Origin of the sequence: Microbacterium sp. NPDC089696 (assembly GCF_044749125.1) — a bacterium.
In the GTDB taxonomy this organism is placed as follows: Bacteria; Actinomycetota; Actinomycetes; order Actinomycetales; family Microbacteriaceae; genus Microbacterium.
On sequence record NZ_JBIVHF010000002.1, the window covers coordinates 713,181 to 725,061 of the forward strand.

11 protein-coding genes and 1 tRNA gene are annotated in these 11,881 nt (G+C 70.7%); 5 read left to right on the forward strand and 7 right to left on the reverse strand.

Annotated features, from left to right (window positions below; genetic code table 11):
- Positions 1-68: 68 nt before the first annotated feature.
- The 3 genes from ACIPY8_RS13865 to ACIPY8_RS13875 all read right to left on the reverse strand — a co-directional run bounded on the left by ACIPY8_RS13865 (position 69) and on the right by ACIPY8_RS13875 (position 2,657).
- Complete coding sequence (locus ACIPY8_RS13865; RefSeq protein WP_400819206.1) at positions 69-1,067, reverse strand: proline racemase family protein; 999 nt, start codon at positions 1,065-1,067, stop codon at positions 69-71.
- Positions 1,064-2,056 (reverse strand): Ldh family oxidoreductase, encoded by a 993-nt coding sequence (locus tag ACIPY8_RS13870; RefSeq protein WP_400819208.1) that lies wholly within the window; start codon positions 2,054-2,056, stop codon positions 1,064-1,066. Before ACIPY8_RS13870 ends, ACIPY8_RS13865 begins: the two co-directional genes overlap by 4 nt.
- A gap of 100 nt (positions 2,057-2,156) precedes the next feature.
- Positions 2,157-2,657, reverse strand: a complete 501-nt coding sequence (locus ACIPY8_RS13875) for a hypothetical protein (protein WP_400819211.1) — start codon at positions 2,655-2,657, stop codon at positions 2,157-2,159.
- A 359-nt stretch (positions 2,658-3,016) separates the two neighbouring features.
- Here ACIPY8_RS13875 and ACIPY8_RS13880 point away from each other — a divergent pair, with 359 nt between their 5' ends.
- From ACIPY8_RS13880 to ACIPY8_RS13895, 4 genes are all read left to right on the forward strand, one after another.
- Positions 3,017-3,772, forward strand: coding sequence for an SDR family oxidoreductase (locus tag ACIPY8_RS13880; RefSeq protein ID WP_400819213.1), 756 nt, complete (start codon positions 3,017-3,019; stop codon positions 3,770-3,772).
- Positions 3,773-3,904: 132 nt separating this feature from the next.
- Positions 3,905-4,468, forward strand: a complete 564-nt coding sequence (locus ACIPY8_RS13885) for a hypothetical protein (RefSeq protein WP_400819216.1) — start codon at positions 3,905-3,907, stop codon at positions 4,466-4,468.
- Positions 4,465-5,883 (forward strand): dihydrolipoyl dehydrogenase family protein, encoded by a 1,419-nt coding sequence (locus ACIPY8_RS13890; RefSeq protein WP_400819218.1) that lies wholly within the window; start codon positions 4,465-4,467, stop codon positions 5,881-5,883. The genes ACIPY8_RS13885 and ACIPY8_RS13890 overlap by 4 nt, the downstream gene beginning before the upstream one ends.
- A 36-nt stretch (positions 5,884-5,919) precedes the next feature.
- A complete protein-coding gene (locus ACIPY8_RS13895; protein WP_400819221.1) occupies positions 5,920-6,225 on the forward strand; it encodes an EthD family reductase in 306 nt (101 codons plus the stop codon).
- A gap of 115 nt (positions 6,226-6,340) precedes the next feature.
- Here ACIPY8_RS13895 and ACIPY8_RS13900 read toward each other — a convergent pair.
- Positions 6,341-6,431: transfer RNA gene (locus ACIPY8_RS13900), tRNA-Ser, on the reverse strand.
- Between the two features lie 132 nt (positions 6,432-6,563).
- On the opposite strand from ACIPY8_RS13900, the gene ACIPY8_RS13905 reads away from it, so the two are divergent.
- Positions 6,564-7,340 (forward strand): hypothetical protein, encoded by a 777-nt coding sequence (locus tag ACIPY8_RS13905; RefSeq protein WP_400819223.1) that lies wholly within the window; start codon positions 6,564-6,566, stop codon positions 7,338-7,340.
- Between the two features lie 117 nt (positions 7,341-7,457).
- On the opposite strand, the gene cydC is transcribed toward ACIPY8_RS13905, so the two are convergent.
- The 3 genes from cydC to cydB form a co-directional block, all read right to left on the reverse strand.
- Complete coding sequence (gene cydC, locus ACIPY8_RS13910) at positions 7,458-9,134, reverse strand: thiol reductant ABC exporter subunit CydC (protein ID WP_400819226.1); 1,677 nt, start codon at positions 9,132-9,134, stop codon at positions 7,458-7,460.
- On the reverse strand, positions 9,131-10,756 hold the full coding sequence (gene cydD, locus ACIPY8_RS13915) for a thiol reductant ABC exporter subunit CydD (protein WP_400819229.1): 1,626 nt from the start codon (positions 10,754-10,756) through the stop codon (positions 9,131-9,133). Before cydD ends, cydC begins: the two co-directional genes overlap by 4 nt.
- A 91-nt stretch (positions 10,757-10,847) precedes the next feature.
- Positions 10,848-11,876 carry a cytochrome d ubiquinol oxidase subunit II gene (gene cydB, locus ACIPY8_RS13920; RefSeq protein WP_400819232.1) on the reverse strand — a complete coding sequence of 343 codons (1,029 nt, stop codon included), beginning with the start codon at positions 11,874-11,876 and terminating at the stop codon, positions 10,848-10,850.
- Positions 11,877-11,881: the final 5 nt, after the last annotated feature.

Here is an 11,881-nt window from a genome sequence, read left to right on the forward strand (position 1 = left end):
CCTCCGGACCGGGATCGCGCTCCCCGCGAGCTGAATCGTCGCAGCGCGCGACCGGAGGCCGCGGGGTCTCAGACCGTGTAGCCGTGCGGGAACGGGTCGTCGGGATCGAGCAGGAACGTCGCGGTCCCGGTGATCCACGCCCGCCCGGTGATCTCGGGGATAACGGCGTCGATCCCGTCGACGAGCGTCCGGTCGACGAGCCGGCCGGTGAACGTCGTGCCGATGAACGACTCGTTCACGAGATCGTCACCGATCGCGAGCTCTCCGCGCGCATGCAGGACGGCCATCCGCGCGCTGGTCCCCGTCCCTCCGGGCGAGCGGTCCAGCCACCCGGGATGGTTGATCAGCGCATGGCGCGTGTGCCGCGCATCCGATCCCTCGGCGAGGAACACGACGTGCTCGCACCCCGAGAACCCGGTTGTCGGATGCACCGGCAGCCGCTGCTCGTCGATCGCGCGCATGATCGCGCGTCCCGTCGCGGTGAACGCCTCGGCGGATGCGCGCTCGAACGGGATGCCGACCGCCGCGGCCTCCACGAACGCGTAGAAGTTGCCGCCGTACGCCATGTCGTACCGCACTGCTCCGAGCCCCGGCACCTCAACCTCGGCGTCCTGCTCCACGACGTACGAGGGGACGTTCACGACCGTGACCGCCTGCGCCTTGCCGTCTGCGACCTGCACCCGCGCGGTGATCAGCCCGACGGGGGTGTCGAGCCGTACTTCGGTGACCGGCTCGACCACGGGCACCATGCCCGCGTCGACGAGCACGGTGGCGACCGCGATCGTGCCGGCACCGCACATCGGCAGCACGCCGGTGACCTCGATGAACAGCACTCCCCAGTGCGCGTCGGCGATCGTCGGCGGCTGCAGGATCGCTCCCGAGAGCGTGCCGTGCCCTCGGGGCTCGTTCATGAGGAGCGTGCGCAGATCGTCGGAGTGCGCGAGGAACCATTGTCGGCGCTCCTCCATGGTGGCGCCCGGCATCGTCGGCACCCCGCCCGTGACGACGCGGACCGGCAGGCCCTCGGTGTGCGCCTCCACCGTCTGGATCATGAGCGTGCTCCTCATCGCGACACCCCCGCGTCTCCCTGCGCCGCCGCACGCAGGACCGCGTGCACCTGCTCGTCGAGCTCGACGTGCGCCGGTGTCGCGTGCCGTCGGCCGAAGTCGGCACCGTGCGCCTCGGCCACCGCCCGCAGATGCCGCTCGACCCGCTCCACGTACCCGGAGTCGAACGCCGCAGGGTCCAGGGCGAGCACGAACATCCCGAGCCGCGGAGGCGTCGAGCCGGAGTCGAACGGCGCCGCGTCCGCCGAGAAGTCCGCGCCCGAGAGCACCGCGAGCATCTCGATCATCATCGCGACGTTCGACCCCTTCGCTCCGCCGAAAGGCAGCAGCGCGCCGGCGAGCGCGGCATCGGGATCGGTGGTGGGCTCACCGTCGGCATCCACCGCCCAGCCCTCCGGGATCGCCCTGCCGTCGGTGGCCGCCTGACGCACCGACACCCAGGCCGTCGCGCTGCTGGCCTGGTCGAACGAGCGGGGCCCCGCAGGGTGCGGCAGCGCGAACGCCATCGGGTTCGTGCCGGTGACGGGCGCGGATGCCGAGTACACGCTCATGAGCGCCGGCGAGTTCGCACAGACCAGCGCCACGAGTCCCTCCGCGGCGAGACGCCGCGCGTAGTATCCGAGCTCCCCCGCACTGTAGGAGTCGCGGATCGAAAGCACGGCGACACCCGCCTGCGCGGCGGCCGAGACGACCGTGGGGAACGCCTCGTCGAACGCGGCCTGCGCCGTCCCGCCGGCCGCGTCGACGAGGACGGACGAGCCGCGGGGATGCCGCACGATGGGCTCCGCATCGCCCACGAGCCGACCGTCGCGCAGAGCATCGAGGTAGTCGAGCAGATGCGCGGCCCCGACTTCGCGGCGACCGTGCTCTTCGGCAGCGACGATGCTCGATGCGAGCGCCCTCGCGGTGCGGACGGACCCGCCGGCGCCGCGCACAGCCGCGCGGCACAGGGCGCCGAAGTCGTCCCAGGTCAGTGTCGGTGCGCTCACGTCTCCCATGGGTCTCCACGGTAATCAGGCCGTCGCGTCGTATCGAACTCGCCCGACCGGCGCGATGGTGCTATCGCGCGGGCGCGGAAGCCTCGGGATCTCAGTGCCCGCGGATGTCGGAGTCCTCGAAGAGCGGGCCGGGCCCATCGCCCCAGGCGAACACGAGGAACGTCCCCGGGCCGTCCGGCTCGCCCAGGAACCCCGGAGTCCTGTGCAGCCCGTTCAGCCCCTGGGATCCCGACACCTCGATGGTCAGGTCGCCGGCACTGGTCTGGGAGTCGTAGTGGGCCTGGAGCTCGCTCATCGTCTGGTCGCTCCGGATCAGCAGTGCGCCGAGATACTGCATCCCGTTGCCGTTGCCGCTGAGCTTGCCCGCCACCGCGATCGAGTCCACGAGCTCCGCGCCCGCAGGAAGGGGAACGTCGCGAAGACTGGACTCGACCCCGCGAGCCGCGGCGTCGTTCGCGGCCTGGATCCCCAACTGCGGGCCGATGATCACCGCCGCGAGGATGAGCAGCACGGCGGGGACGGCGAGCACGCCCCCGACGACCGACCAGCCGCCGCGTCGGACTCGTGTCGGGGTGTCGGCCGGGGTCGTCATGTCTAGGACCCTAACCCGTCGATCACAGGAACCGGGCGTCGCGCTCGTCATCTCGCTGCGTCCTCCGTCGTCCTCTCCGCCGCCCCGGCATTCGAGATGAAGCCGCTTTGACGAGTGACCGTTCGGTGACTATCGTCGGGAACGCAGCCGTTACCGTGGCATGCCGCAGGCGTTATCGTCATCCAACGCACCCGACAGCGAATGGGCCTCAGCAGAGGGAACTCGACAGTCGAAGCGCCACGGTGATGCCCACCCGCATCGAGACGATGTCCACCCGCACGCAGGCCTGCTCTGCCGCGAGCGGCGACGCCGGTCCGGACGGAGCACCCGCGGCCTTCTCCTCGAGAAGGACGAACGAAATGAAGATCTCAGGAAACACCATCCTCATCACCGGCGGAACCAGCGGCATCGGCCGCGCCTTCGCCGAGTCACTCCATGACCGCGGGAATCGAGTGATCATCACCGGCCGGCGACAGCCGCTACTCGACGAGATCACCGCCGAGCGTCCCGGCATCCTCGGACTGCAGCTGGACGTCGGCGACCGTGAGTCGTTGCGACGCGTCGCCGATCTCGTCGGCGCCGAGCACCCCGAGCTGAACGTCCTCGTCACCAATGCCGGCGTCTCGCGTCCCGAGGACGTGGTGGACGATCACTGGGACATCTCGGATGCGGAGGCCGTCGTCGACGCGAACGTCCTCGGGGTGATGCGCACGACAGCGGCATTCCTGCCGATCCTCAAGGAGTCATCGGACGCCACCATCATCGCGACGGGGTCAGCGCTCGCCTTCGTCCCGCTCGCCGGCTTCCCGGCCTATTGCGCGAGCAAGGCGTTCCTGCACTCGTGGCTCACGTCGCTCCGTCACCAGCTCCGGGAGACACCGATCGAGGTGATCGAGCTCCTGCCGCCCTACCTCCGCACGGCCCTGACCGGATCGCTGCAAGCCGAGGATCCCCGCGCCATGCCGGTCGACGAGTACATCGCCGCCGTGATGGATGCACTCGAACGCGAGGATCACCCGAACGGTGAGATTCTCCTCGAACGCGACCACGCACGTCGGTGGGCAGAGAGGGACGGGGCATACGCGGAGATCTTCGCCGCGATGAACCCGCGTTGAGAACACCGTCGTTCACTTCTGACTCCGGTCTGGATCGAGCTGGTTGCGCCAGCGCGGGAAGAGGTCTATCGTCCCTATGTAGACGTACTAGTAACTCTACCAATTGACCTTCATCAGAGAGAAGAGCCGAGAATGTCCGACATCCGCCCCTCGACCACCCTGGGCAGCGCGTTGCGCCGCCTCTACTTCGTGCGCTTCGGCTTCACCGTCGTCTGGGCCGCACTGCTGTTCCTGACCGGGGGCACCCTGGGACCGTTCCTCACGATCCTGCTGATCGTGTACCCGCTCTTCGACGCGGGATCCGTCTTCTGGCAGATCCGCGCCGAAGGTGAGAACCGCCGGGCGAAGGTCTCGGAGTGGATCAACGTCATCGTCAGCGTGCTGGTGGCGATCACCCTCGGCTGGGCGTCGACGGTGTCCGCCGCGACCGCGCTGACCGTATGGGGCGTCTGGGCCATCGGCGCCGGACTCCCCCAGCTCATCACCGCCATCCGCAATCGCCGTTCCGGCGGTCAGGTTCCGCAGATGCTCTCCGGTGGGATCTCGCTGTTCGCCGGCGCCGCGTTCGTCGCCCAGGGCGCGCAGGGCAGCGGAATGATCACCGGCGCCGCGGGCTATGCCCTGGTCGGCGCGGTGTTCTTCCTGATCTCCGCCATCCGGCTGTCCGTCGTGCTGAAGAAGCAGGTGGCCGCATGACCGCCCCCGCAGCGTACGACTACGACCTGATCGTCATCGGCGGAGGGCCGGTCGGTGAGAACGTGGCCGACTACGCCACCCAGCGCGGCGTTCGCGTCGCCGTCGTCGAATCCGAACTCGTCGGCGGTGAGTGCTCGTACTGGGCGTGCATGCCCTCGAAGGCCCTCCTCCGCAGCGGGCATGCGGTCCGCGCCGCCCGACGTCTCGCCGGAGCGCGCGAGGCGGTCGCCGATCACCTGGATGTCGCGGCCGTTCTCGCACGACGCACGACATTCACCGATGACTGGAAGGACGACGGTCAGGTCTCCTGGCTCGAATCCGCCGGCATCGACCTCATCCGCGGACACGGCCGCATCACCGGCACCGGCGAGGTGACCGTCGGCGATCGCGTCTACTCCGCGAAGGCCGTCGCCGTCGCGACCGGTTCCGTCCCGGTCCTCCCACCGATCCCCGGGCTCGCCGACGCAGCGCCGTGGGGTACGAGGGAAGCCACCTCGGCCGACCGCGTCCCGCCCCGGCTCGCGATCATCGGGGGCGGAGTCGCCGGCACCGAGCTCGCCTTCGCGTTCTCGTCTCTCGGCTCGCAGGTCACGCTGCTCTCCCGCACTCGCCTGCTCGAGCGCGAAGAGCCGTTCGTCGGTGAACACGTCGCGGCCGCCCTGATCGCGGAGGGCGTGACCGTCGACACCGCGGCCACCCCCACCAGGATCGAGCGCGACGCCGACGGCGTCGTCACGATCACCCTCGACGACGGCACCGCGATCCGCGCCGACGAACTCCTGGTATCGACCGGGCGCCGCCCCGCCACCGCCGGTCTGGGCCTCGAGGATCTCGGTCTGGAGGTCAGCCGCGGCATCCCCGTCGACGACACCATGCTCGTGACCGGGACCGACTGGCTGTACGCGGTCGGCGACGTCAACGGACGCGCACTGCTCACCCATCAGGGCAAGTATCAGGCGCGAGCGGCCGGAGAGGCCATCGCGGCGCGACTCGACGGAACACCCGTCTCCGACGAGCTGTGGGGACAGCACGTCGCCACGGCAGATCACGCGGCAGTGCCGCGCGTCGTCTTCACCGACCCCGAGGTGGCCGCGGTCGGCCTCACCGAAGAGGGCGCGAGGCAGCAGCAGCTCCGCTACCGCGCGGTCGAGTACAACCTCGGCTGGGTGGGCGGCGCGAAGCTCCATGCCGACGGCTACACCGGACACGCGAAGCTGATCGTCGACGAGGACCGGCGAGTGATCGTCGGCGCCACGTTCGTCGGGCAGGACGTCGCCGAGCTCGTGCACGCCGCGACCATCGCGATCGTCGGAGAGGTGCCGATCGAGCGGCTCTGGCATGCCGTTCCCGCCTACCCGACCATCAGCGAGGTCTGGCTCCGACTCCTCGAAACATACGGCCGACCGGCCGCCTGACAGCCGATTCGACAACCACGAAAGGGACGTGCCACCATGCCCACCAAGATCACCCTCGTCATCGAGAACCCCACCGACCCGCCCAGATTCGAGGACGCCTACGCGGAGATCACAGAACTCGCCTCGCAGCTCCCGGCGCTGCAGCGCCTCGAATCGGCGAGGGTCTGGCCCAAGGAGGACGGGACTCCGACTCCCGCCCACCGGACGCTCGACCTGTACTTCGAAACGTATGAAGCGGCCTCGGCCGCTGTCACCACGCCCATCGCCGGAGAGTTCTTCCAGCGACTGATCGGCACCGGCGTACCGTTCATCGGCCTGTTCTCCGACATCGAACAGGCCTGACCGTCGCCGGGCGACGTCGAACCAGGGACGACGCCGCCCGGCGACACCCCTCGGATGCACCGCGCCCCGCCCCGCCCCGGATAGGAAAAAACCCCCGATCTCTCGGGGGTTTTTCTGGCGGTGACGGTGGGATTTGAACCCACGGTAGGGGGTTACCCTACACAACTTTTCGAGAGTTGCACCTTCGGCCGCTCGGACACGTCACCGCCGACTAGCTTACGACAGTCCGCGTCCCCGCGCGAATCGGGGCGTCGGCGGCATATGCACGGCCGCACCCCGGGCACGTCGCGCACAGCATAGTTAGGATGGCCTAAGCGACGCAACGGAGGGATGCGCACATGGGCTACATCACGTCAGAGGCGCTGGCCGAGACCGGCTACGTCGTGCTCGACGACCACGACCAGGCATCCGACCCCGCCGAATGGCTCGACCTGGAGTACATCGGGTGGAGGTCGTCGGGGGTCACGCGTTTCGCACCTCTCGCGAGCTATGCGGGCGAGATCGAGTGCAACGGGTTCTGGAACCAGACGCCTCCGCGCACCGACAAGGACGGCGTGTGGGTGCCGTCGCAGGTGGCGATCGCCCCGACCCTGCAGCGCCGCGCGCTCGAGCCCGGTGCCGGCGTCGGACGCTGCCGCGTGATCGAGCTGCAGCCGAACACCTACGCCGACGCGATCTACAACCTGCACCAGGACGACAACAACCGCCTCAACGACGAGGGAACCGGGTGGGTCGTGCGCGGCTACTACAACCTCACCGACGATCCCGACTCGCTGCTCGTCCTCCGCAGCGACCGCTTCGACCCGGCGACCGAGATCCGCCTGCCGCTGCACGCGGGGTCGCGCATCATCGTCGACACCCAGCGCTTCTGGCACGCCGTCTGGCACCGCGGAGTGGCACCGCGATTCGCGCTCATCACGTCGTGGACGTCCGGCCCCGAGCTCGACGCGTACATCACCGCGAACCACGGCGACCCGCATCCCGCGACGGTCGAGCTCGACGCCCAGCTGATCGACGACGCCCAGGTCGAGCTGCACCGCCGCATCGAGGAGCGCCGCCGCGCCTTCGAGGCTCAGGGCATCGTCATGGAGCCGCGAGCCGACCTCAACGTCTGACCGGACTGTAACCCCGCCGGGCACAGTTTCGGACATCGCCGGCGACACGCCGTCACGGCACGGATGCCGTCGGCGCGTCACCCGCCGGATCCGAAGCTGTGCTCGCCGACGCGAACCTCAGACGGTCCGGCCGTCCTCCAGCCGCACGACCCGGTCGACCGATCCGGCCGGCGGAGCGACATGCGAGATCAGCAGCACGGACTGCTCCCCCGCCGCGCTCAGCAGGTCCGCGAGCAGCGCATCCGAGGCATCGGGGTCGACGCCCGCCGTCGGCTCGTCGAGCACGAGCACGGGAAAGCCGCGCAGCAGCGCCCTGGCGAGGGCGATCCGCTGCGCCTGCCCGCCCGACACGAGCCCGCCACGGTCGCCGACGCGCGCGTCGAGGCCCCCGCGCTCGCGCACCCACTCCCCCAGGCCGACCCGGTCGAGCACGCCGAGCAGCTCGTCGTCGGTCGCGGTGTCCCGGGCGAACAGCAGGTTCTGACGGATGTCCTCGTCGAACAGCTGCGGACTCTGCTCGCAAAGGCCGATCGTGCGCCGCAGCGCCGGACCCGACAGCGCGGCCGCCTCGACCCCGCCGACCCTGTACGAGCCCTCCGCGCGCAGAAATCCGACGAGCACCGCCGCGAGCGAGCTCTTGCCCGCACCGCTCGGCCCGGACACGAGCACGCGCTCCCCCGGATGCAGATCGAGGTCCACGCCGCGCAGCGCCGGAGCGCCGCCGGGCCAGTCCGCCCGCACGTCACGCAGTCGCAGCGTCGGCGACCCGTCCACCGCGTCGTCGACCCCGGCATCCGGACGCAGCTGCTCCGGCATCCGGTCGGGGAGCACATCGACGATGCGCTCGGCGCTCGATCGCACGCTCCGCCAGGATGCCGCGGCGATCGGCACCGCACCGAACACCTCGAACACCACCATCGGCACGAGCACGGCGACGGCGAGCCACGGACCGTCGATCGCCGAGCCGAGGCCGGGTACGGCGGCCGCGAGCGCCCACACCGACGCCGCACCGGCCACGGCCGAGACGACTCCCGCCGCGACGGCCTGCGCGAGCGACGCCCGCCCCACGGCACGCCGCAGCGCGGCATCCGCTCGTCGTACGCGCTCCCGCGCCTCGGGCTCGGCCCCGTAGGCGAGCAGCACGTCGAGACCGCCCACGTAGTCGGTGAGCGCGGCCGCGAGGTCGCCCCGCCGCTCCGACACCACCGCCTCGGCGCGCGAGCCGAACAGCCAGCCGAGTCCGACCGCGGCGAGCGCGGCGACCACGAGGCAGACCGCGAGCGTGAGGGCTGCGGGCACCGAGACGAACAGCAGGAAGACGACCGCTCCCACGGCGACCGCACCCGACACCGCGAGCGGCTGCACGACGCGCAGCGGCAGGTTCTGCAGGTTCTCGACGTCGTCGACGAGGGCGGACAGGACGCGTCCGTGATCCGTGCGACCGAGCCCGGCCGGCGACAGCGGAGTGAGCCGACGGACCATGTCGGCCCGCGTCGAGGCGAGCTGCCGCAACGCCGCGTCGTGCCCGCTCAGACGTTCGAGGTACCGCGTCACGGCCCGGGTCACCGCGAAGAACCGCACCCCGACGACCGCGATCGACAGCGGCACGAGGGAGTCGACGATCGACGCGCTCACGATCAGCCAGCCGCTCACCGCCAGCAGACTCACGGCCGCTCCGGCCGAGAGCACACCCCAGACGAGACCGGGGAGGAAACGCAGGAACGGCGGCTGGGCGAGCCGCAGCACCTCGCGGACGCGGTCGACGCGCGCGACGGACCGGATGCCGGTGCTCATACCCGCACCCCCAGCTCCACGATCCGGTCGGCGATGTCGCGCGCCGACCGTCGATGCGACACGAGGAGCACGGTGGCCCCGGCATCCGCTCGCGCGCGCAGCGTCGTCCACAGGCGCCGCTCGGTGTCGGCGTCGAGAGCGCTGGACGGCTCGTCGAGCGCGAGCACGGCATCCGGCCGTCGCGCCTGCCGGTGCAGCGCTCTCGCGACCGCGACCCGCTGCGCCTGACCGCCCGACAGACCGCTCCCCTGCACGCCCAGCTCGAGCGCGGCGTCGACCTCATCGGCACACGCGTCGTCGAGGGCGCGACGGATGCGCTCGGCATCGGGCTCCGGGTCGCCCAGCGCCACGTTCTCGGCCACCGTTCCGCGGCTGAGCTGGGGCCGCTGCCCCGCCCAGGCCAGCCAGTCGGCGGGCGACAGGTCGCGGACGTCGACGCCGCCGACGGTCGCGGTGCCGTCGAACGCGACCGCCCCGCGGAGCGCCGCGAGCAGGCTCGACTTGCCGGCGCCGCTCGGCCCCTCGATCAGGGTGATCGTCGCGGGATCGGCCGTGAAGGACACGGGCGGGAGGTCGCGCACGCGGAGGTCGGTCACGATCAGGGTGCGTGCGGCGCGTTTCGTCTCGTCGCTGCGCTCCTCGCGGGGCGGCCGGTGGAGGGGCGACTGGCGAGCATCCCCCGCCTCGTCGAGCACCGCGAACACGTCCTCGGTCGCGGCGACGCCCTCCGCGGCGGCGTGGAACTGCACCCCGACCTGGCGGATCGGCAGGAAGGCCTCGGGGGCCAGGAGCAGCACGAACAGCCCGACCTCGAGCGACAGGTCGCCCGACAGCAGCCGGAACCCGACGGCCACGGCGATGAGCGCGACCGCGAGAGACGACAGCAGTTCCATCGCGAAGCCCGAGAGGAACGAGAAACGCAGCACCTTCATGGTCTCGCGGCGGTACTCGTCGGCGGTGTGCTCGATCTGCGCCGCCGCTCGCCCCTCCCGGCCGAACAGGCGCAGTGTCGCGAGTCCCTGCACCGTGTCGGCGAACCGGGCGGCCAGGTGCTGCAGCGTCTGCCACTGGCGACGCTGCACCGTGCGGGTCGCGATGCCGATGAGGATGAGGAACAGCGGGATGAGCGGCAGCGTGATCGCGGCGGTGAGTCCGCTCGGCCAGTCCTGCCACCACATCACGACGAGGATCACGGGCGTGGCCACGACCGTGAGGACGAGCTGCGGGATGTAGCGCGCGAAGTACGCGTCGAGCGCCTCCAGGCCGTGCCCGGCGGTGACCGCGAGCCCCGCCCCGTTGCGCTGCGCGAGCCATCCGGGTCCGAGACGCCCGATCGCGGCGATGAGCGCCGATCGCAGCTGCATCCCGGTCTTCGCGGCGGCGCGCATGCCCGCGGCGTCCGACGCCGCGATCAACCCGCCGCGCAGCGCCGCGAGCGCGAGCAGCCAGAGCAGGGACGCCGTCACGTCCCGGCCGGCGAGGGCGCCGGTCACCGCATCCGTGAGCATCCAGGCGAAGGCGATCACGACCGCGGTCTGCAGCACGCCGATCAGGCCGGACAGCACGAGGAACCCCCGTGCCGCGCTCGCGTACCGGATGAGCCGGATGTCGACGGGTTTCACGCGTGCGCCCCGACTGCCGCTCCGGTCGCAGTCTGTGCCGCTGCCGAGACGGACTCGCGGCACGAAGTGCGACCGGAACCTCGAAGTTCACTCACGCGTGCGCCGGAGCCCCCTCGATCGAACGGCGGGTGACGCGCTTGCGGAACACCCAGTAGGTCCACGCCTGATAGGCGAGCACGAGCGGGGTCGCGATCAGCGCGGTCCAGCTCATGATCTCCAGCGTATATTGCGTGCTCGACGCGTTCGCGATCGTCAGGCTGTTCGCATCGGCGATGGTCGACGGCATGACGTACGGGAACAGGGCGGCGAACAGCATCACGACAGCGAGCATCACGGTGACCATCCCGGCGACGAACGCCCAGCCGTCGCGCCGCAGCATCGAGAACCCGACCGCGGCGATCAGCGCCACGGCGGCGAGGGCGCCGGCCCCGATCACGAGCCACAGCAGCGGCGCCTCGCGGTTCATCGCGATCACGGCCGTCCACACGACGGTGCCGGCGGCGGCGAGGATCGTGGGACCGGCCGCGAGCTTCGCCAGCCGGTGCGCGTCCTCGTGCACCGGACCGTCGGTCTTGAGCGCCACGAACAGCACGCCGTGCAGGAAGAACAGCAGCAGCGTGGTGACGCCCACCAGCAGCGCGTACGGGTTCAGCAGCGCGAAGAACCCGCCCACATAGATGTGATTCTCATCGAGCGCGACGCCCTGCACGATGTTGCCGAACGCGACGCCCCACAGCAGCGCTGGTACGACCGAGCCGATCACGATCATGCGGTCGAAGCCGCGCCTCCACCTCAGGCTGTCGCGCTGGTGGCGGTACTCGAACGAGACGCCGCGCAGGATGAGTGCGAGCAGGATGAGCAGCAGCGGCAGGTAGAACCCGCTGAACAGCGTCGCGTACCACTCGGGGAACGACGCGAACAGCACGGCGCCGGCCACGATGACCCACGTCTCGTTGAGGTCCCACACCGGGCCGATCGTGTTGATCACCTGGCGGCGCGAGACGTCGTCCTTGCCGAGGAACGGCAGCGACATGCCGACGCCGAAGTCGAAGCCGTCGAGCACGAAGTAGCCGACGAAGAAGAAGGCGACGATGAAGAACCAGAGCGTTGCGAGATCCATGGTGT

Coding starts and splice junctions, on each gene's coding strand:
- ACIPY8_RS13865 (WP_400819206.1), bottom strand. CDS start 1,067: ATGAGGAGCACGCTCATGATCCAGACGGTGGAGGCGCACACCGAGGGC.
- ACIPY8_RS13875 (WP_400819211.1), bottom strand. CDS start 2,657: ATGACGACCCCGGCCGACACCCCGACACGAGTCCGACGCGGCGGCTGG.
- ACIPY8_RS13880 (WP_400819213.1), top strand. CDS start 3,017: ATGAAGATCTCAGGAAACACCATCCTCATCACCGGCGGAACCAGCGGC.
- ACIPY8_RS13885 (WP_400819216.1), top strand. CDS start 3,905: ATGTCCGACATCCGCCCCTCGACCACCCTGGGCAGCGCGTTGCGCCGC.
- ACIPY8_RS13890 (WP_400819218.1), top strand. CDS start 4,465: ATGACCGCCCCCGCAGCGTACGACTACGACCTGATCGTCATCGGCGGA.
- ACIPY8_RS13895 (WP_400819221.1), top strand. CDS start 5,920: ATGCCCACCAAGATCACCCTCGTCATCGAGAACCCCACCGACCCGCCC.
- ACIPY8_RS13905 (WP_400819223.1), top strand. CDS start 6,564: ATGGGCTACATCACGTCAGAGGCGCTGGCCGAGACCGGCTACGTCGTG.
- cydC (WP_400819226.1), bottom strand. CDS start 9,134: ATGAGCACCGGCATCCGGTCCGTCGCGCGCGTCGACCGCGTCCGCGAG.
- cydB (WP_400819232.1), bottom strand. CDS start 11,876: ATGGATCTCGCAACGCTCTGGTTCTTCATCGTCGCCTTCTTCTTCGTC.